We start from the raw sequence: 21265 nt of genomic DNA on the forward strand, positions 1-21265 counted from the left end.
AACTAAGAGGTGGCTTACATGTCAAAATTAGTCTATTCATTTGATGAAGGAAAAACTCAGTCGAAAGAGATTTTAGGGGGAAAAGGTTATAACTTAGCTGAAATGAAATCTCTTGGATTACCTGTTCCAGATGGCTTTACTATCACAACAACAGCGTGTATGAATTACTTAAATGAAGGTGAAGTTGTAACACCATCATTAAAAGAAGAAATTGAGAACGCTGTCAAAGATTTTGAAGAAAGAGCAAAGAAGGCATTTAATAGTGAAGACTCTTTACTGCTTGTTTCTGTAAGAAGTGGTGCTAAGTTTTCAATGCCTGGTATGATGGACACAATTTTAAACTTAGGTTTAAACGACAAAAATGTAGAAACACTTGCAGAAAAAACTGGAGATCGTCGATTTGCGTATGACTGTTATAGACGACTATTACAAATGTTTGGAGAAGTCGTTTATAAAATTCCAATGGTTGCATTTAACTCATATTTTGACCGTTACAAAGAAAAACATAACTATGAGTTAGATACTGACATTCCAGCAGAAGGCTTAGAACATATTGTCAATTACTTTAAAGAATTATACTTAAGTGAAGCGGGGAAACCATTCCCACAAGAACCAGAAGTTCAACTGATTGAATCAGTTGAAGCTGTATTTAAATCATGGAATAACGACCGTGCACGTGTGTACCGTGAATTAAATGATATTCCACATGATATTGGTACAGGTGTAACTGTACAAGAAATGGTATTTGGTAATAGTGGTGAACATTCAGGAACTGGTGTTGCATTTACTAGAAATCCAGCGACTGGAGAAAACAAATTATACGGCGAATATTTAATTAACGCTCAAGGTGAAGATGTAGTTGCAGGTATTCGCACGCCTAAAGAAATATCAACATTAAAAGAAAAAGCTAAAGATCTTTATGATGAATTTGTTGATATTACTAAAAAGTTAGAAGCTCATTATAAAGATATGCAGGATATTGAGTTTACAATAGAAGACGGCAAATTATTCATTTTACAAACGAGAAATGGTAAACGTACAGCAAAAGCTGCAGTAGAAATCGCGACAGACTTAGTTGAAGAAGGACTGATTAAAAAAGAAGAAGCAATTATGATGATTGAACCAAAATCATTAGACCAATTGCTTCACCCATCATTTAATGAAAAATCTTTAGAGTCTGCAGAATTAATTACAAAAGCAGGATTACCCGCAAGTCCTGGTGCAGCTTCAGGAAAAATTGTATTTAGTGCAGAAGAAGCTAAACATTCAGCTGAAAACGGTGAAAAAGTAATTTTAGTACGTCCTGAAACTTCACCAGAAGATATTGAAGGGATGATTGCAGCAGAAGCAATCGTTACTACACATGGAGGAATGACTTCACATGCTGCTGTAGTTGCAAGAGGTATGGGTAAATGCTGTGTAACAGGGGCATCTGATTTAAAAATAGATGGTGAAACTCGCACAGTGACTTATCCAGGTGGCGAAATTAAAGAAGGACAAGTCATTTCAGTCGATGGTGCAACTGGTAAATTATATTTAGGTGAAGTTGAAACAACTGCAAATGAACAAAGTGAAGCATTCACTAGACTGATGAATTGGGCAGAAGAAATTAGTGATATGGCAGTTAGAATGAACGCTGAAACGAATGATGAAATTACAGCGGGCTTTGACTTTGGTGCTGTAGGAATTGGACTCGTGAGAACAGAGCATATGTTCTTTGGTGAAGAGCGTCTCGTTCAAATGAGAAAATTCATCATTGCTGAAACGAAAGAAGAAAGAGTAGAAGCGTTAAATAAAATTTTAGCGTATCAAAAAGAAGATTTTGAAAAAATATTTAGACAAGCGGATGACCGACCAGTCATTGTAAGATTACTCGATCCACCATTACACGAATTTTTACCTCAAACTGAAAAAGAAACAAAAGAAGTGGCTGAAACGTTAGATATTACACCTGAATTTTTAAATCGACGTATTAGAGAACTATCTGAAGTGAACCCAATGCTTGGTCATAGAGGATGTCGATTATCAATTACTTATCCAGAGTTAACAACAATGCAAACAGAAGCAATGATTGAAGCACTTATTAAAGTAAAAGATGACGGTATTGAAAGTAATTTAGAAATCATGGTACCACTAATTTCTACATTTGAAGAGTTTAAAACACTTAAAGACGTGATTGAAACACGTGCAAAAGAATTAATTGAAGCGTCTGGTCAAACAGTAAACTATTCAATTGGAACAATGATAGAAATCCCAAGAGCTTGCTTTATTGCAGATAAAATCGCAAAAGAATGCGACTTCTTTAGCTTTGGTACAAATGACCTCACTCAACTTACATTCGGATTCTCTAGAGATGACGTCGGTAAATTTATCGGTGAATATGAAGAAAAAGGAATATTAGAAAACGATCCATTCCAAACAATTGATGAAGCGGTCGGAGAACTCGTTAAAATGACTGTCGAAAAAGCGAGAAGTGTTGACCCTGATTACAAGCTTGGTGTCTGTGGTGAACTTGGCGGAGACCCTCGCTCTATAGAATTCTTCAATGAAATTGGAATGTCATACGTTTCATGTTCACCATTTAGAGTTCCAGGTGCAATTCTCGCATCTGCTCAGAGTAAGGTTAAACAAGATGTCTAATCAGTTAAATATTTTTATAGTATCAGATAGTGTTGGTGAAACTGGAGAGTATATGCTACATGCTGTACTCTCACAGTTTCCAAATATTACAGATGATGAAATAAACATTGTAAAATACACATTTATAGATACGATTGAAAAGCTAGAACCTGTACTAACTCTCGCAAAAACAAAAAATGCAATCGTCATTACAACTTTAGTATGTCCAGAGTTAAATCAATTTGGTCAGATGTTTAAAGAAAAAGAAAATCTAACAGTTATAGACTATATGTCGCCGTTAATGAGAGAAATTGAAAATCATTCTGGGAAAACTGCCGTATTAGAAAGTGGTGCAGTACGTAGATTAGATCGTGCGTATTTTAGACGAATTGAAGCGATGGAATTTGCTGTAAAATATGATGATGGTAAAAACTTTGACGGTATAGAAGAAGCCGATGCAATCATTATTGGAGTTTCTAGAACTTCAAAAACACCACTGACGATGTTTTTAGCAAATAAAGGCTATAAAATCGCAAATATTCCACTCGTTCATGAAGTGAATTTACCAAAAGAAATCTATGAATTTAATCATCTACCAATATTTGGTCTTACAGCAAGTCCAGAATATATTCTTAACATTCGTAAGAAAAGAATGGAAGTATTAGGGTTAAGTGACTCAACAAAATATGTCAGTCTTTCAAAAATTAAAGAAGAATTAAGCTACGCTGAAGAAGTATTTAGACAAGTGAACGCAACAGTAATATCGACTGAATTTAGATCGATAGAAGAGTCTGCACATTATATTGAAAAACATTTAAAACATTATGTAGATTTTTAAAAACCAGGTGTCATTGACACCTGGTTTATTTAAATATCTTTTCTTTTAATAATGATTAAACATACAAACCAAGATACGACGTAGAGCACACATGAGACAATAAATGCAATATGCACAAGTAGTGTAAATGGATGAGTGCTATCTGATAGTTTTTGTATATTTTCTACCGCATATCCAAAAAATACGGCTTGAAGCATAAATAGTGTGAATACGGCGTACATCGAAATTAATAAAGCTTTTTCTGTATTGAGTGCAAAGTTTAACGGGTAGAATACAACGGAAAGCCCGAATGTCAGTTGTAACGCGAATTCTAAATCTAAAATTGTAACTTCATACCCAAATACTTTTAGTATAAGTGTGATTAAAGCTCCACAGATAATTGCATATAATAATGTACTCATATATCGGTAATTAACGATATCATTTCTTGAAGAAGGGAGTGTTAAATCAAAATGATTGATATTTGATTTTGTGAGTAAATAGATTGCGTTAACTGGTATATATACCATTGCAACTGAAAGTATTGTATTGATTGGTGACTTCATAAAAAGCATAAACACAATGAGTACAGGGAATAATAGCAAGTATCCTGTTTGAATTTTAATATCTCTCATCATATAATTTAACATTTATTTTTCCTCCTTAAGATGATAGAGTAAGTCATCGATTTTAATCGGTTCTATGACGACAGAATTTCCAAAGACGTTTTCAACTTCATTTGGATGAGTGGTTAATGCTTCAAAATTAATGCCATCTTTGTTAATCGATGAAAAATAAGTTTCAGTATCTCTATCTAATAATTCGTTATTTCCACGAACGATAAAGTAATTTTCTGCGAGTTCATTTTTAGATTCGTTCAGTATAATTTTTCCATCATCAATCATGACAACATAATCCGCAAGTTTTTCTAGGTCTTCAGTAATATGTGTTGAAAATAAAATTGTTTTATCTTCATTGATCATAAGTTCTCTAAGAGTATCAATAATTTCTCTTCTAACGACTGGATCTAGTCCGGTTGTCGGCTCATCCATTATAAATAATTCTGCATTGTGAGATAGGGCAATCGCAATCGATACTTTCGCACGCATTCCTGTAGAGAAATCTTTAAGTTTTTTGTTTAAAGGTAAATTAAATGTTTCTATATAATAGTTACACGTGTCTTTATCCCAATTAGAATACGTACGTGAAACATATTTAATAATATCTTTTAATTTAAAGTTTTCCATGTAATTATTCGCGGCATCTACATAACCAATTCTATCTTTAATTGTTGTTTCATAGTCTTCAATATCTAAACCAAATACTTTTACTTCGCCAGAATTTGGACGTGTTAGATTCATAATCATTTCGATTGTCGTAGATTTTCCGGCACCATTTCGTCCAACAAAGCCTGTAACAAATCCCTTTTTAATATTTAAATTTAAATCTTCAATTGAAAAATCTTTATAATGTTTATTTACATTTTTAAGTTCGACTACATGTTCAATCATCGATTTCACTCCTCATATAAAATATTGATTAATTCAAGCAATTCATTTTTTGACAAATTCATAGATTTACTGTTATGAATCACGTCTTCAATCATCTCTTCAAGCATCTTTAATTTTCTTTCGCGAATTTGCTCGATGTTTTGTTCTTTTACAAATGAACCTTTTCCGACGACAGAATACGTATAACCTTCGTTTTCTAACTCCTCATACGCACGTTTTGTAGTGATGACACTGACTTTCAAATCTTTAGCGAGTTGTCGCATCGAAGGTAGCGCATCACCTTCATTTAAAGTACCGTTCATAATACTCTCTTTAATTTGATTTACAATTTGTTCGTAAATCGGAGTTTTACTCGTATTGTCAATGAGAATATCCATGGCTATAACTCCAATCTAAATTTAATAATGTATATATACTCTATATACACTATACACAGTAAAATAATATTGTGTCAACAAATAAATGACACTTTATAATAAAATAGGGTTTAAAAAATCAAATGATAGTGTATAAATTTAATAAGAAAGGAGTCGACAGATGATTATCAGACGACTTGAAGATAAAGACATTGAACCATTAATGCATTTAGTAAATATTACGATGAGAAAAATAAATACTGAAACGTATCCAGATGAGTTAGTCGAGCAATGGGTCGACGAACAAAAAGAAGATCATTATAGAAATGAAGCGAAAGACTCGCATGTTTACGTAATTGAAAAAAATGGAAACCTAATAGCAAGTGGCGGTATTTCAAAACCGGTAGACGGTGTATCGACACTTAAACTTGTTTACGTTCACCCAGATCACGGTGGTGAAGGGCTCGGTCGTAAAATTATGGAGACTGTATTAGATGATGAGTACGGTAAAGACGCCGACAAAATTATTGGTAGTGCGTTAATTAATGCGATTCGTTTTTATAAGAAGTTTGGTTTTAGAACAAAAGACGATGAATATATATTTAACGAAGACGGAACGATTGAAATTGAAAAAGATGTTTCAAATGAATAGTTAAAGAAGGTAAGCTTATGACATTAAAAGAAATTTGGAATCAGTTACTAGAGAAAAAGATGAGTACGTTAAATCTTTAAATGAATTACTTGATTAATAAATTTTAGCCACACATCAAATGATGTGTGGCTTTTTTGTATACAATTTGGTCGGTACTTTAATGCAAATAAAAGTTATGTCCACGAATTTATATTTCATTAACGTAATTAAGATATACATAAAAGACGACTTCAATTCGTTAACGTAAATTCAATAATCATTCACTTAATGAAATTTATTTTAACGTAAATTTCTTTATCGTTAAATTGTCTACAAGATAAAAAAATCAATGTCAATCAATTTCTTAAGCGCTCTCAATTTTCTAACAATTGTATGAATTTAATTCGAACATGTGTATAATTAAAACAAACTCTATACTATCTAGGAGGCAATACTCATGGATAAACACGATGCTAAAAATAAGAAGAAATGGGAATTCCCAAATGTTTTCGCGTTATTATTTGGACTAATCGTGCTCGCAACTGCTGTTAGTTACATTATCCCATCAGGTAGTTTTGAGCGTGTAGAAAAAGAAGTGAATGGCAATGTTCAAACGTTAGTTGTTCAAGGGACTTATCAAAGTGTAGAAGCAGAGAGAACGACGTTTTTTGGAATTTTTGAAGCAGTATTTAAAGGAATGGAAAATGCTGCACCGATTATATTTTTCATATTTATAGTTGGAGGCGCATTCGGAATTCTAGCAAAAACAGAAGCAATTGAAACTGGGTTAGAACGACTGGTTTATAAAATGGAAGATAAAAAATTTTTACTCATTCCGATAATTATGTTATTATTCGCACTCGGTGGTGCGACGTTTGGAATGAGTGAAGAGACAATTCCATTTCTATTTATATTAGTCCCACTCGCAATACGACTCGGTTATAACCCGATGATTGGTGCATCGATTGTAATACTTGGATCAGTTTCAGGATTTACTACAGCATTTTTAAACCCATTTACAGTTGGTATCGCTCAAGGAATCGCGGAGTTACCACTCTTTTCAGATAAAGGGTATAGAATTATTATGTGGATTATTATGGTCAGTGTGACAATCGCATGGGTCATGTTTAAAGCAAAGAAAATTGGAAAGTTAAGGCAAGAAGGTAAATTAGACGAAGATGAACTCGACTTATCAAATTATCAAGACGAAACATATTCATTAAAAGACGTTGTATTTACGACGCGACAAAAATTAATACTTGTTATATTTACGTTAACTATTCTATTTTTAGCAATCGGCGTGACGAAGTTTGGTTGGTATATTATGGAAATTGCGTCACTATTTTTACTTTCTGGAATCATTATGGGAATCATTGGCAAAATGAACTATAACGAAATTGCGGATAGTTTTATCGATGGGTGTAAAGGACTAGTCCCTGGGGCATTAGTTGTAGGATTTGCATATGGGGTACTCGTGATACTAGAAGAAAGTATGACAATCGATACAATTTTAAATTTCCTTGCAAGCTCAATTAACGGCTTACCATCATTAGTCTCTGCGATTGCAATGCTAATTACTCAAAGTGGATTAAACTTCTTAGTCCCGTCAGGAAGCGGTCAAGCGGCACTATCGATGCCGATCATGTCGTCAATTTCAGACTTAACAGAAGTCTCTAGACAAACTGCAGTACTTGCGTTCCAACTTGGTGACGGTATTTCAAACGCAATCACACCGACAAGTGGTGTATTAATGGCAAGTTTAGCAATTGCTAAAATCGAATGGACAAAGTGGGCGAAATTCGTACTTCCGATTATTTTAATCCAGTACTTACTCGCAGCAATCTTTGTGACAATCGCACATTTATTTGTGTTTTAATATATAAATTAAAACTTTAAGAGCTAGGATGAAATTTATGGAAATTACTTTACAAGATTACGAAACAATAAAAAAAGATTTAGAACATAATGCGATTGATATGTATAGAAATCCTGAACTTGGTGATGAAGAATATCGAGCGATGCGCTTATTAACGAGTGAATTAGAAAAGCATGGCTTTATAATTGATACAAATATCGTCAATCGTCCAACAGCATTTATCGCAAGCTACGAAAGTGAAAAAGAAGGTCCGACAATTTGTTACCTCGCTGAATACGACGCACTAAAAGGATTAGGACATGCGTGCGGTCATAATTTAATCGGTAATATGAGTGTCGGTGCTGGAATTTTACTTAGTAAACGAGTCGATGAAACCGGTGGAAAAGTCGTCGTCGTTGGTACTCCTGCTGAAGAAACAAACGGCGCAAAAGTAACGATGGCAGAAGAAGGGATATTTGACGATATGGACGTAGCACTTATGGTGCACCCGTCAGACGTATCCTCTGAAAGCGGAGATATGCTTGCAATCGATCCATTACAATTTGACTTTTACGGAAAAGCAGCACACGCGGCAGGCAATCCTGAAGAAGGTATTAACGCACTAGACGGCGTCCTTCAACTATTTAACGGTATCAATCCGCTAAGAGAACATTTAAAAGACGACGTAAGAATCCACGGAATTATAATAAACGGTGGAGATGCAGCAAACATCGTCCCAGAACACGCAACGGCTCAGTTTTACATTCGTGCAAACGAAAGAGACTATTTAGATGAAGTCGTAGAAAAAATTAGAAACGTTGCAAAAGGTGCTGCATTAATGACAGGTACAGAAGTCGTTATATCAAACTACGAATTAAGCTACAACAACTTAATACCAAACGATACACTGTCAGAGCTTTTTACAAAACATCATAAGAAATTTACAGATCGACCAATCAATAAAAAAGAAAAATCAACAGGCAGCGCAGACATCGGAGACGTTTCACACCGAATCCCAGCACTCCATCCATATGTCGGCATGAACTGCCCCGGCGTAAAAGCACACACGCCAGAATTCAGAGAACAAACAATTTCAGAAGACGGCTTTAAAGCACTAGAAGAAGCGGTATTAGCACTATCAAATACAGGGTTAGAATTGCTAGAGAATAGAGAAGTGCTTGAAGCGGTGAAAAAAGAACAAGCAGAAAGACTTAAGAAATAATCGCACGCGAAATCGATATATTATCCAAAATTAGGATTGGTTTTTTGAAATAGGCTAATTTAAGGTATGTATCTTGATTGCTTCAAGATACATACCTTAATTTTTTAATTTTAAAAAATCAACGTTACATTCTTACTATATTTTCTTTTTTAAGCTAAAGAACTGTTGGATAAAAGTGAGATAAATTAGATATTTGCAAGGTTGTATTATATAAATTATGTCAAATTCACTTGTATGAATGATAATTTTTATTCGTAAGCACTTGATTAATGTTAAATCTTGTTTAAATATTAATATATGGGAATTAATTATAAGCGTAATACTTACTAATTAATTTGAAATCACTTTAAAGAGGAGTATGTGTATGAATAATAAAGCAAAAGTTGATGTGATGATATTTTGGCCATCAATAATCGTTCTTTCTGTGCTAACAGTATTATTAGTAATTTTTAGAGAATCTGCTGAAGGTATTTTAAATGCAATCATAAGAGGTGTGAACACTCGATTAGATTGGGTATTTGAGTTTATGACGTTTGGCCTATTTATTTTCTTACTATGGCTTATTTTTGGTAAGTATAAAAATGTAAAATTAGGACTAGGGGAAAGAGAATTTAGCAACTTCTCTTATGGTGCAATGCTGTTTTGTGCTGGTATGGGAACGAGTATTATGTTCTGGTCAATTATTGAACCGATGTATTATTTACAGGGACCACCGTTTGGAATAGAAGCTGAGACAGCTGAAGCGACTGAGTGGGCATTACCTTACGCAATGTTCCACTGGGGAATTTCAGCATGGTCGATTTATGCATTCCCATCGATTGTAATTGCATATTCATTTTTCAATAAACAGAATAAGTCATTAAAAGTCAGTCAATCAGTTAAGGGAGCTATAGGTAAGCATGCTGATGGCTGGTTAGGTAAAGTTATTGATATTTTAGTGATATGGAGTTTAGTTGGTGGTCTTGGAACATCTTTAGGGCTTGGGGTTCCTATGATATCAGCTGGTATTAGTCACATATTTGGCCTTGAAGAATCTATATTTTTAAGTATCATAATCATTGCAATCTGGACAGTTATATATCTAACGAGTGCATCATTAGGACTATATAAAGGTATTAAGAACTTAAGTAACTTTAACGTATATATAGCACTAGGTTTAGCAATATTTGTTATCATTGTAGGACCAACTTCATTTATAATTACCTATTTTACAGATAGCTTTGGAATTATGGCTCAAAACTTCTTACGTATGAGTTTCTATACTGATGCAATTAATGGAAGTTTATTCCCACAAGACTGGACTGTATTCTACTTTGCTTGGTTTGCAGCAACAGCCCCTTTTATGGGATTATTTATTGCTCGCATTTCTCAAGGTAGAACTCTTAAAAGTATGGCAATCAACATTCTTGGCTGGGGAAGTTTAGGTTCATGGATTTACTTTGCTGTCTTTGGAGGTTACACTATGAATCTCCAATTAACAGGTAAATTTGACGTTTTAGAAAGTATGGCAAAATATGGAGATGCTGCCACAGTAATAAACGTAATTAATACATTACCACTTGGATTCTTAGCAGTTGTATTTTTTGTTATTCTAGGGTTCATTTTCTTAGCAACTTCTTTAGACTCAGCTAGTTACGTTTTAGCATCAATAGCATCTAAAGATATTGATGATAATAAAGAACCACCTCGATGGCACATAGTTCTATGGGGAATCATTATGGCTGGACTTTCAATTTCATTGTTATTAATTGGTGGACTATCTGTTGTACAAACCTCAGCAGTCGTAGTGTCTGTACCTGTAGTAATTATTTACTCATTACTGTTTATTTCTATAATAAGATGGCTTAAAACAGATAAACATAATTATGAAGGAGAGGAATAATAATGGGAGTATTTGACGTTGATTATACAAAAATAACAGAAAGAACAGATTTTCCATTTGAGGTTGAGATTATTGAACACGAATGGATTACGTTAAGTGATGGCGTGAAACTCTCTGCTAAATTATGGAAACCTATAACGCATGGTAAAACAAAAGGAGCGGTCCTTGAGTATTTACCTTATAGAAAAGATGATTTCACAGCATTAAGAGATGAAATAAGACATAAGTATTTTGCAGGATTTGGTTATACGGCGATTCGTGTAGATATTAGGGGAACTGGTGATTCAGAAGGGATTATTTTAGACGAATATCCTAAACAAGAACAAGACGATGCACTTGAAGTGATAGATTGGATTACGTCACAGGATTGGTCTAATGGGTCAGTAGCTATGATTGGTAAGTCTTGGGGAGGATTTAACGGATTACAGGTAGCTGCGAGACAACCAGAAGCATTAAAAACAATTATTAGCTTATGCTCAACAGATGATCGTTATGCAGACGATGTTCACTATAAAGGTGGGACGTTAATGGCGTCTGACATGTTATGGTGGGCCTCAACGATGTTTGCTTATAATACAAGGCCACCAATGAAACAGTTTGTTGGTGATAACTGGCGCGAAATGTGGTTAGATAGATTAGAAAACACACCACCTTTCGTCGTTGAGTGGGTAAAACATCAGACGAGAGATGATTACTGGAAACATGGTTCAGTGTGTGAGAATTATGATGACATTAAGATTCCAGTCTTAACGATGAGTGGTTGGGCAGATGGATATACGAATCCAGTATTCCGTTTAATGGAAAAACTAAATGTTCCAAAGAAAGCAATGGTTGGACCTTGGGCACATGAGTTTCCAGACTTAGCAATTCCTGGGCCACAAATTGGATATCTGCAAGAAGTCCTTGAATGGTTAGATAAATGGATGACTAAAGAAGACACTGAACACGAAGACGAATTCTTAGTATATGTTCAGGATAGTGTGAAGCCGTCAACAAGTTTTGAATATAGAGAAGGTAAGTGGATTGACTTCTTAAATTCTAAGACAGAAACTAAAGATTTACTAGAATCATTTAATGGGGAAGTTAACTTAAAGAACAATACCCATCATGGTCTCTATTCAGGAGTGTTTTGTCCATTTGGACAAGATGGAGATTTACCTGATGATCAAACAATTGATAATAGTTTAGCAACAAGTATTTTAACTGACAAACTTGAAAATGATTTAGAAATAATTGGTCAACCGAATTTCAGTGTAAAAGTAAAATCAAAACAAGCCGAAGCTAACATTCATGTTAGAATTTCTGATGTTCATCCAACAGGTGAGAAGACGTTAATTACTAAAGGACAGTTTAACTTAAACCACTTTAACTCTCATGAATTCCCTGAGAATTTAGAGTTAGATAAATTTTATGAAGTTAATATACCTTTAGATGTTATCGGATATACTATTCCAAAAGGACACAAAATTGAAATTTCAATATCACCATCGTACTGGACTCAAGTATGGCCTTCTAAAGAGTTAGAAGAGCTGACAGTAGACCTAAGTGAATCTAAACTTATGATACCAATATTGAAAGAAGAAGTACTAAAAGAACCAAAATATAAAGATTCTGAAACAGCAGAACCACTTGAAAAGTTTGTACATCGTGAAGGTAAAAGAACAAGAGTAATTGAAAAAGAACTTACGACTGGTGAATGGAAATTAAAAGATTTCTCAGATGAAGGATTGCGTAAATTGAAAATTAACGGAATCACATATGGAACTGAAAACTATAATACATTCACAATTAAAGAGAATGATCCACTATCAGCTCATGTTCAGTGTGATTGGAACGTTATTGTTAAAGACGATGATATTGATACTAAAGTAATTACTACAAGTTCTATGTATTGTGACCTAGATTATTTCTACTTAGATAACTACTTAGAAGCATATGAAGATGATAAGCTTGTGTTTACAAAAGAATGGAACGATAAAATTAAACGTAATTTTAGTTAATAAAAGGCGTGTTAGATTTATTGCACTAACCCCCTAAATCCGGACACGGATTTAGGGGGTTATTCGTATGTCAAAGTATAGTTATGATTTGAAGTTAGAAATTATAAGAAGATATGAAGAAGGTTTTGGAGCAATCATTCTTTCAAAAGAGTTTAATATAAGCCATGACACGATCAACAATTGGATAATGGCTTATAATCTCTATGGCGAAGTTGGTTTAAAGAAAAGTTTATCTAAAACACGTTATTCTGGTGAGTTTAAGTTATCCGTATTAAAATATAGGATAAATAACGAAACTTCAGGATAAATAACGAAACTTCCTATTCAGAAACAGCTCAAGTCTTTGGGATCAAGAATCCATCTACAATAGCTGGTTGGCAGCGAAAGTATGATTTGGAAGGCTATAGCGGCTTATGTGGTACTTTAGGAAGACCTAGAAAACGTGAGGGAACGACTATGCCTAAGAATAACCATGAACCAAAAAAACTATCAAAGTCTGAAAGAGAAGAACTTATTGAACTAAGAGAAAGAAATGAGTACCTTGAAGCAAAACTGCTTTACCAAAAAAAGTTGGATGCCTTGCTTCGGGAAAAGCGTGCTCAAACAAAGAAAAGACGCAAGTAGTACTAGAAGTAAGGCAAATTAAAACAGAAGTTAAACTGAATACTTGGTTAGAGATTTCTGAGTTACCAAGATCTTCATTTTATGAATGGAAAGAAAAATTAAATCAGGTAAATGAATCTGAGCAGCGATTAGTTCAACAAATACAATCCATCATTCAAGAATCTAGATTTACTTACGGCTATAGAAGAGTTGTACTCGCACTGAAGAATCTAGGTATTATTGTGAACCATAAAAGAGTGCTCAGACTTATGAAGAAGTACAATTTATTGTGTACGAAATTCACAACAAGAAGTAGAAAGTATAGTTCGTATAAAGGTGAAGTTGGAAAAATTGCAGATAATGAGCTAAACAGAGCATTTAACGTAGATCAGATGAATGAAGTTTATGTCAGTGATGTAACTGAGTTCAAAGTGGACAACTCAGATGTAAAAGTGTATCTCTCACCCATTATGGACTTATATAATAGTGAGATTGTGTCATTCAGTATCTCTACATCACCTACAGTAAAATTTACTTGTGAGTCCCTAGAGAAAGCTATTAAGAAGCTGCCTATAGAGCATAATCTCATGATTCATACAGATCAAGGGTTTCATTATCAGCATGTCAAATGGACACAATTACTAGGTCAGAATAATATCAAGCAGAGTATGTCTAGACGTGGAAATTGTTTAGATAATTCACCTATGGAGAATTTCTTTAGTTTGCTTAAACAAGAAATCTATTACGGTGTTAAATATCAAAGTGTTCAAGAATTAATCGAGGCATTAGAAGAATATATTGATTGGTACAACAACAAAAGAATAAAAGAGAAATTAAATGGCCTGTCTCCTGTTCAATACAGGAAACAAGCCATATAAGAATTCACGGACAAGAATGTCCGGATTTATGGGTTCGGTACATAATCGCACGCGAAACGCGTGCTTTTTTAATGGTTGAGAATAAAAATATTTAGTGGTGTAATATAACTAACAAGAGAGTGGTGATATTATGTCATATGAACGTTTTGATAATGACTCAATTATCCATGAAGCGATGGAAGAATATAAAACAACATCTAAATATTTACTGAATAAAAAGTTACTAAGTAATCGAGCATCGATTGAATATTTTCATAATAAACATGAAGCAAAAACAGAAGATGAAATTCAGCAATTTAAAAATAACACTCATTATTCTGTCAAAGATTTAGTGAGTTATATGAATGAAAGAGTATCTGGAGAGTTAAAAACTTTTCCGCTTGCATTATCACTATATGGAAATGAATATCTAGATGCTTATAAGTATGAATTGACTGATGATTTTCAATTAATGGAAAGTAAATTAATAGTGAATGATCATTCGACAGGTGATTTTTTACTTAACCATTTAAAAAATGAATTATTAACATGTTCAAGCTTTGACATTATTGTAAGTTTTGTGAGAGGCTCTGGACTTAATCTACTCATAAATACACTAGATTTACTCCGAGAATATAATATTAAAGGGCGCATTATTACAACGACTTATATGAATGTCACAGAACCAGCGGCAATGCGTGTATTAAATAGTTATGAAAATATAGAATTAAAAGTGTATGAAAGTAGTAATCCAAAAGATAGTTTTCATACAAAGGGTTATATATTTCATAGAGACAATAACTATGGTTCGGTAATTATTGGTTCATCTAACATATCTGAAGCTGCACTTAAAACAGGTGAAGAGTGGAACGTTAGAACTTATGAACGTGCAAGTGACTCAATATATGACAATATGTCGACGCGCTTTGAAAGACTATGGAATCATGATAATACAGTAGAAGCAACAGATGCATATATTAATAAGTACGCACACTTTTTAGAAACAAAAAATATTTTAACACCTATAAAATCATCATTTAATAGTAAGTTAGAATCTAGAGATCAATCAAAAGAGATTATACCAAACTCTATGCAGATGACGGCGATTAAAAATATGCTTGAATCTATTAATGAAGGTTATAAAAGAGGTCTCGCGATCGCAGCAACCGGCACTGGAAAAACATTTTTGTCTGCAATGTGTGCAAAAGAATTAAATCCTAAAAATGTTTTATTCATTGCCCATCGTATTGAATTATTAAATGGTGCGAAAGAAACTTTTAAAACGATATTTAAAAATGACAGTGAAGACAATTTCAAAATTTATAAAGGAAGTAAAAGAGAAGTAGCGAAATTTACATTTGCTTCTATTCAAACATTAATTAATGACTATGAAAAATTTAACCCGAATGATTTTGATTTAATCGTCATTGACGAATTCCATCATGGAACGTCCCCCACATATAAAGCAATTATTGATCACTTTACACCGAACTTTTTATTAGGACTAACTGCAACACCAGACCGTACAGATGGTGGAAATATTTATGAACTATCAGATTATAATATTATTGTTGATGTAAGACTTCAGCACGCGCTAGAAAGTGAGTTGCTCGTACCGTTTCAATATTACGGTATTAGTGATCGCACGATTGATTTAGCTGGAAAAGATGATATTAACGAAAATGAACTCGTAAAGATTTTAAATACAAATCGACGTGTAGATTTCATCGTTGAAAAGATGAATCAATACATACTAACAGATACGAGAAAATGTTTAGCATTTTGCCAAAATATTGAGCATGCAGAATATATGAATACTGAATTTCAAAAAAGAGGATTTTACTCAACAGTTCTAACAGGAAAAGATAATGACAATACACGTTCACAAGTGATTAAAAAGTTAGAAGATGACAATCATCCATTAGAAATTATATTTATCGTTGATTTATTTAACGAAGGTGTCGATATTCCTAAAGTAAATTTAATTCTATTTTTACGTCCGACTGAATCTGCGATTATATTTACACAACAACTCGGTCGTGGACTACGTAAAGCTGAAGATAAAGAATATTTAACAGTGCTCGATTTCGTTACTAATAGTAGAAATAATTACCTCATTCCTATCGCATTAAACGGTAACAAAGAATTTATTGATAAACAAAAGCTTAAAAATAGCGTTAAAAAGAACTTCGTAAACTTATCAAATTCTATTCATATCGAGCTCGATCATATTTCTAAAGAACGAATTTTACAAAGTATCGATACAACAGACTTTATGAAAGCAGAGTTCATTCAAAAAGATGCAAGGCAATTTTTAGAAGTGATACGATTAGAAACTAAAAATGACGAAAAGAAACTATCTATCATGGACTTTTATAGTCATGAGCAAGCACCGTCATTATCTAGATTATTTAAAGGTACTTATAAAAATTTATCGATATTAAATAAAAGAATAAAAGCAGAACGAGAAGTCGACAAAGAAATTAATGAGTCGAAACAATTAACATTTATAATGGATCAAATTATGAAAGCTATACCAGTGAAAGTTCTATATGATCCAATAATATTTATATTAATTTTATTAAATAAAAAATTAAAAGAAAGAGAAGTCATTCACTTCCTTGAAGATAAGTTAAAAGTAAAACTTAATAATCAGGCAAAAGAAAAGATTCATTATGCATTTGTAAGAACGTCAAAAATTAACTATAAAAAGAAGAGATTCTTCAATTATGAAGACGGAGTTTTAAATTCAAAATACGAGTTATCTAATAATGTTCAAAAAGAACTTAAAGAGTTTCTAGAATTTATACAATTGAGTTATAGACAAAATTATCCCGAGAATAATTTAAATTATCAAAATGAATTATTATTATACGAACAATATTCAAGAAGTGAAACCCTTGCATTAATTGGTTATGACAAAGATATCAACTCACTACGTGAAGGTGTACTACAATATAAAGGCGATCATTACTTATTCGTAAACTTAGATAAAAACGAAAAAACGGTAGAAGAGCATCTACTATACGATGATTATTTTATATCTCAATATAAATTTCATTGGCAATCACAAAATCAAACACATGAAAATACGCCAACCGGACAACAATATATCCACCATAAAAAGAATGATAATAAAATACATCTATTCGTACGACGAGAAAACAGTGAAGACAAACTCACTCTACCATTTTATTATCTCGGCGAAGTAGAATACGAATCACATGAAGGTGGAAAACCAATGTCGATTATATGGAACTTTAAACAACCAGTTCCAAAAGACGTTATGGATGATTTAGAAAGTTAATTTGAAGAAGTCTCCTTAAAAGAGGCTTCTTTTTTGTTTAAAACTTCAAGATCTTTACTAAAAATTTAAAGTGTGATCTAATTTATATAAGTGAAATATCGTTTTCATTAGTATTAGTAGAGGTGTAGTATGAGTAAAGCATTTCAATTTGCAAAAATAAGTCAACTTGAGCAATATAACTTCGATAACTCTTTAGAAGGGTTTAGAAGAAATGGTGTTGAAGGGACTATTAAAGAAAATTTACAAAACTCGCTAGATGCGAGATTACATAAAGATTTCGAAAAACCAGTAGTTGTAACAATTAGGAATACTAATGTTAGAAAAAGCGACTTACCAGGAATTGAGGAGTTATTTGAACATATTTACTCAATGGAAGGACAAAATGAATACACAAAAGAAACTGTTGAGTTTATGCAGAGTAAGTATGAATTAGAGACTATTCCAGTTATTTCTTTTGAAGATGAAAATACTAAGGGTCTTACTGGGGCAAATAATGGTCAGACTGATAATCCTGAGGATACGTACGGTATTTATGCATATAAAAAAGGATTCCACTCAGTATCTAAAGATAAAGATCATGAAATCACACGTGGTGGATCGCATGGTATTGGTAAGATTGCAAATAACGCAGCTTCAGAAATTCATTTAATGTATTTTGCGAATTGTGACGCAGAAAATAACCAGCATTTAGGTGGTTCGGTTCATTTAATTGAACATGAATATAATGGTCAAGGCTATCGTTCAACAGGTTATTATACGGATGTTATGGAAGATAATGGTAATAAGAAATTCATACCATTTAAAAACTTAAATAATCATAAAGTATTTAATAAAGATACACGTGGCTTAAAGATTATTATTCCATATGTAAGAGAAGAATTAGCGAATAAAAATAATATTATAAAAGCAATCTGTGATAACTATTTTTTAGCTATTTTAGATCAGAAGCTTATTGTAAATTATTATGACGAAGAAAATGAATTAACTGTGATTGATCATGAAAACTTAGAAAATCTAGTGAATAATCCAGAGATTTATGAAGTAGACTACGAAGAAATAAGAGAACATTTTACTCCGATATATGTAGATACATATTTAAATGAACAAAAGCATAGTATCACAGTTGACAGTAGAGACGAGAGTTATAACTTTGATATTTACTTTAAATATGATGAATCGATTCGCACCGGACGACTTGCGATATTAAGAACAATTGGTATGAAGATAGAAGATTTCAAAGTAAAAGGTAACGTTAGAAAACCATTTAATGCGATTTTAATTGGTGGTATGAAAGAAGATAATTACTTGAAATCATTAGAAAACGAATCACATACAGCTATTTCTGCAGAAGATATACGTGATAAAGAAGAAAATAGAAATGCAGTTCGTTTTATAAACAACTTAAACAAAAAGATGGCCGAACTTATTAATGAATATTTTGAAAAAGCCAACCCTACTGAAGGGGAATTAGACACAGGTGACATCTTATTTACAACAGAATCAAACTTCACATCAAAACTTAAAGATATCGGTAATAAAGTTTCATTATCAAAAGGTGAAGAAATCACAAAAACTCCAAGTCAAAAAGAAAAACGAGGAAAAGGAAACAAAACCGGAACAACTTCAAAAAAACAAAGACAAGTAACAAGAACTCCGATAAAGAAAAATACTAATAAAACCAGTGAATATGTTAACTATTCAACACCAACAAACTTAGTTGATAGAATTGACATTGGTCGAAAAGAAATTGTTCAAATTGATCTTACAGAATTTATTAACAGCAACATGATTAAAGATGATCATATAAATCTAAAACTCTTTGTGATTGATGGTGAAGGTAAGACAGAATCTAATACGATAAGATTAACAGATATTTATAATTCAATTGAAGATTTAGATAATCACTCAAATTATATTATCGAAAATAATGTAATTAAAAATATTAAAATCAATAATAATAGAGTTCATTTAGGATTTAATAAATATAATAATGAAATTAACAATTTAAAATTTGAATATGTATTGGAGGTATTGAAGTGATTTTCTCAAGAGATTCGATATTTCCATATCCTGTAATGACGAATGATGGAACAAGCTATAAAAACAACTTATTTGAGTTTGAAATTGAAGATTTATTCGATACAGAAACTGAGTACACCTTCAAAATTAAATACGAACTTGGAAGTTCATTTTTAAAAGAGAAACTTAAAGAAGGTTATGCTGAGCTCGTATTTGTTATAAATTCCCAAGATAGTTATTTTAAAAAATTAGATTATGATGAAGAAACAGTTACGATTCCTAAAAGTAGGTTAACGCTTTTAAGTCGAACGAAAATTCAACTACAAATTCGTGCACTAAACACACTTTACTTTGCAAATAATAATGATCTACATAATTTTTATAATGATTATAAGACAGATATTGTTGTTCAAAGAAACTCAATATTAGGCTATAGCAATATTGAAGAATTTAAAGGATCACAAACGAATCCATTTACATTATTTGAAACAGCGGTTAATTCTAATCAAGAAGAACTATTTAAAGCTGATATAAGGGAGAATATTATAGTTCTCTCATTTAAAGATAGTAAATATCTATTAAATCAGTATAGTAGTGAACTTAAAAATATGTTTATATACACAGGACTTAGTAGAGCTCTTGTAGAATTTTTAAATTATAATGCACATGGTGATGAGGCAATTGATTTATACGAGTTAAATGATACCAATTCTGCATTAGACTCTAAGCTTTACGAATTAATGTTAAATAAAGGGATCACTGAACTTTCATATAGCAATATAGATTATGTAATATCAAAAATATCTTATAAAATTATTGAAAGTTTTGTTGACTCAATTGAGAGGTTGAGTAGCCATGAGGATTAAGCTTTTAAAAAAGGTTATTTTAATGATGAAGAATCAAAGCAACAAATTTATACGGACTTTCTAAATGGTGAAATCGAAGTATCTAAAGATTATTTCTCTGAAGACAGTGTAAATATCGATGAACCATTTGAATTTCCAATATACCTCGCGAACGCCCCTGTAGAAGATTTTGTAAAAGCAATTACTGTTTTAAGAAAAAATATGGTACATACAGAGCGCTCAATACATTTAGATAGAAGGTTTTGGCATTCATACTTAATACAAGTGATGAGAAATTATATTTTGGATCATTATCCTCAAATCAAAGAAAGTTTAAAAGAATTTAATAATATAGTTTTTAAGAAGTTTGACTGGGAAAACTATATTTATAAATGTATGATTGCTGCTGAATATATTGAAAATAGTGGTCTAACTTCAGAAGAAGAAAAAATTAGAATGAGTGAGATTATTTTTGAGAATTTAGACTTATATAACTATCTCATCAAATATAATATTTTTAGAAATAAGCAATTTATATTAAATTTACTTATGATTATTGATGAAGAAGGACTATCTGAAGAATTAAAAAAGAAAGTTGAAAATGAAGCAGGTAAAGACCTAAGACTGAGTCGTATGATCGTATATGAGATGAACAAACGTTATCCAGTCGTTATGTATCCGCTTCTTGATAAAGAAGAATTAAGAGATGAACTTTATAATATGAAAAAGATTTATAGTTAA

At 32.3% G+C, this 21265-nt stretch carries 16 protein-coding genes and 2 pseudogenes; 15 read left to right on the top strand and 3 right to left on the bottom strand.

From position 1 onward, the window contains the following. The first annotated feature begins 18 nt into the window (after positions 1–18). Together ppdK and KPF49_RS02745 are read left to right on the top strand one after the other, a co-directional pair. Entirely contained in the window at positions 19–2640 is a 2622-nt protein-coding gene (ppdK, locus tag KPF49_RS02740; protein ID WP_183674257.1) for a pyruvate, phosphate dikinase, read from the top strand. Then, positions 2633–3457, top strand: a complete 825-nt coding sequence (locus KPF49_RS02745) for a pyruvate, water dikinase regulatory protein (protein ID WP_183674260.1) — start codon at positions 2633–2635, stop codon at positions 3455–3457. The genes ppdK and KPF49_RS02745 overlap by 8 nt, the downstream gene beginning before the upstream one ends. Positions 3458–3486: 29 nt before the next feature. Here the strand turns inward: KPF49_RS02745 and KPF49_RS02750 are convergent, their stop codons facing one another. From KPF49_RS02750 to KPF49_RS02760, 3 genes are read right to left on the bottom strand one after another with little or no spacing between them, the layout of a single operon-like run. Beyond that, entirely contained in the window at positions 3487–4086 is a 600-nt protein-coding gene (locus KPF49_RS02750) for an ABC-2 transporter permease (RefSeq protein WP_183674263.1), read from the bottom strand. Beyond that, positions 4087–4944 carry an ABC transporter ATP-binding protein gene (locus KPF49_RS02755; protein ID WP_183674308.1) on the bottom strand — a complete coding sequence of 286 codons (858 nt, stop codon included), beginning with the start codon at positions 4942–4944 and terminating at the stop codon, positions 4087–4089. Between the two features lie 8 nt (positions 4945–4952). After that, the gene (locus tag KPF49_RS02760) at positions 4953–5324 is read right to left on the bottom strand and encodes a GntR family transcriptional regulator (protein ID WP_183674265.1); all 372 of its coding nucleotides are present in this window, start codon (positions 5322–5324) and stop codon (positions 4953–4955) included. A 160-nt stretch (positions 5325–5484) separates the two neighbouring features. Here KPF49_RS02760 and KPF49_RS02765 point away from each other — a divergent pair, with 160 nt between their 5' ends. The 13 genes and pseudogenes from KPF49_RS02765 to KPF49_RS02820 all read left to right on the top strand — a co-directional run bounded on the left by KPF49_RS02765 (position 5485) and on the right by KPF49_RS02820 (position 21265). Then, positions 5485–5955, top strand: a complete 471-nt coding sequence (locus KPF49_RS02765) for a GNAT family N-acetyltransferase (RefSeq protein WP_183674268.1) — start codon at positions 5485–5487, stop codon at positions 5953–5955. 436 nt (positions 5956–6391) lie between these two features. Continuing rightward, entirely contained in the window at positions 6392–7810 is a 1419-nt protein-coding gene (locus KPF49_RS02770; protein WP_183674271.1) for a YfcC family protein, read from the top strand. Between the two features lie 37 nt (positions 7811–7847). Next, entirely contained in the window at positions 7848–9011 is a 1164-nt protein-coding gene (locus tag KPF49_RS02775) for a M20 family metallopeptidase (RefSeq protein ID WP_183674274.1), read from the top strand. Positions 9012–9375: 364 nt separating this feature from the next. Beyond that, entirely contained in the window at positions 9376–10893 is a 1518-nt protein-coding gene (locus KPF49_RS02780; RefSeq protein ID WP_183674277.1) for a BCCT family transporter, read from the top strand. A 2-nt stretch (positions 10894–10895) separates the two neighbouring features. Further along, positions 10896–12893: a CocE/NonD family hydrolase gene (locus KPF49_RS02785; protein ID WP_183674280.1), complete on the top strand. Its 1998-nt coding sequence runs from the start codon at positions 10896–10898 to the stop codon at positions 12891–12893. A 67-nt stretch (positions 12894–12960) separates the two neighbouring features. Then, positions 12961–13200 carry a helix-turn-helix domain-containing protein gene (locus KPF49_RS02790; RefSeq protein WP_183674283.1) on the top strand — a complete coding sequence of 80 codons (240 nt, stop codon included), beginning with the start codon at positions 12961–12963 and terminating at the stop codon, positions 13198–13200. Further along, positions 13197–13295: pseudogene (locus KPF49_RS08180) on the top strand (helix-turn-helix domain-containing protein); the annotation flags it as partial. The gene KPF49_RS02790 and the pseudogene KPF49_RS08180, both read left to right, overlap by 4 nt. 54 nt (positions 13296–13349) lie before the next feature. Then, positions 13350–13517, top strand: a complete 168-nt coding sequence (locus KPF49_RS08050; protein WP_183674286.1) for a hypothetical protein — start codon at positions 13350–13352, stop codon at positions 13515–13517. After that, positions 13517–14374: pseudogene (locus tag KPF49_RS02800) on the top strand (IS3 family transposase); the annotation flags it as partial. The gene KPF49_RS08050 and the pseudogene KPF49_RS02800, both read left to right, overlap by 1 nt. A gap of 130 nt (positions 14375–14504) precedes the next feature. Then, the gene (locus KPF49_RS02805) at positions 14505–17660 is read left to right on the top strand and encodes a DUF3427 domain-containing protein (protein ID WP_183674312.1); all 3156 of its coding nucleotides are present in this window, start codon (positions 14505–14507) and stop codon (positions 17658–17660) included. Positions 17661–17789: 129 nt separating this feature from the next. Continuing rightward, on the top strand, positions 17790–19700 hold the full coding sequence (locus KPF49_RS02810) for a hypothetical protein (RefSeq protein ID WP_183674316.1): 1911 nt from the start codon (positions 17790–17792) through the stop codon (positions 19698–19700). Continuing rightward, entirely contained in the window at positions 19697–20545 is an 849-nt protein-coding gene (locus tag KPF49_RS02815) for a hypothetical protein (protein WP_183674319.1), read from the top strand. The genes KPF49_RS02810 and KPF49_RS02815 overlap by 4 nt, the downstream gene beginning before the upstream one ends. Positions 20546–20617: 72 nt before the next feature. Further along, positions 20618–21265 (top strand): DUF6339 family protein, encoded by a 648-nt coding sequence (locus KPF49_RS02820; protein WP_477529364.1) that lies wholly within the window; start codon positions 20618–20620, stop codon positions 21263–21265.

This window comes from Nosocomiicoccus ampullae (assembly GCF_019357495.1).
Classification (GTDB): Bacteria; Bacillota; Bacilli; order Staphylococcales; family Salinicoccaceae; genus Nosocomiicoccus; species Nosocomiicoccus ampullae.

Excerpts from the sequence above, each read along its gene's own strand:
- KPF49_RS02745 (WP_183674260.1), top strand. The coding sequence starts at position 2,633 with ATGTCTAATCAGTTAAATATTTTTATAGTATCAGATAGTGTTGGTGAA.
- KPF49_RS02785 (WP_183674280.1), top strand. The coding sequence starts at position 10,896 with ATGGGAGTATTTGACGTTGATTATACAAAAATAACAGAAAGAACAGAT.
- KPF49_RS02775 (WP_183674274.1), top strand. The coding sequence starts at position 7,848 with ATGGAAATTACTTTACAAGATTACGAAACAATAAAAAAAGATTTAGAA.
- KPF49_RS02760 (WP_183674265.1), bottom strand. The coding sequence starts at position 5,324 with ATGGATATTCTCATTGACAATACGAGTAAAACTCCGATTTACGAACAA.
- KPF49_RS02790 (WP_183674283.1), top strand. The coding sequence starts at position 12,961 with ATGTCAAAGTATAGTTATGATTTGAAGTTAGAAATTATAAGAAGATAT.
- KPF49_RS02780 (WP_183674277.1), top strand. The coding sequence starts at position 9,376 with ATGAATAATAAAGCAAAAGTTGATGTGATGATATTTTGGCCATCAATA.
- KPF49_RS02765 (WP_183674268.1), top strand. The coding sequence starts at position 5,485 with ATGATTATCAGACGACTTGAAGATAAAGACATTGAACCATTAATGCAT.
- KPF49_RS02750 (WP_183674263.1), bottom strand. The coding sequence starts at position 4,086 with ATGTTAAATTATATGATGAGAGATATTAAAATTCAAACAGGATACTTG.
- KPF49_RS02770 (WP_183674271.1), top strand. The coding sequence starts at position 6,392 with ATGGATAAACACGATGCTAAAAATAAGAAGAAATGGGAATTCCCAAAT.
- KPF49_RS02810 (WP_183674316.1), top strand. The coding sequence starts at position 17,790 with ATGAGTAAAGCATTTCAATTTGCAAAAATAAGTCAACTTGAGCAATAT.
- KPF49_RS02805 (WP_183674312.1), top strand. The coding sequence starts at position 14,505 with ATGTCATATGAACGTTTTGATAATGACTCAATTATCCATGAAGCGATG.
- ppdK (WP_183674257.1), top strand. The coding sequence starts at position 19 with ATGTCAAAATTAGTCTATTCATTTGATGAAGGAAAAACTCAGTCGAAA.
- KPF49_RS08050 (WP_183674286.1), top strand. The coding sequence starts at position 13,350 with ATGCCTAAGAATAACCATGAACCAAAAAAACTATCAAAGTCTGAAAGA.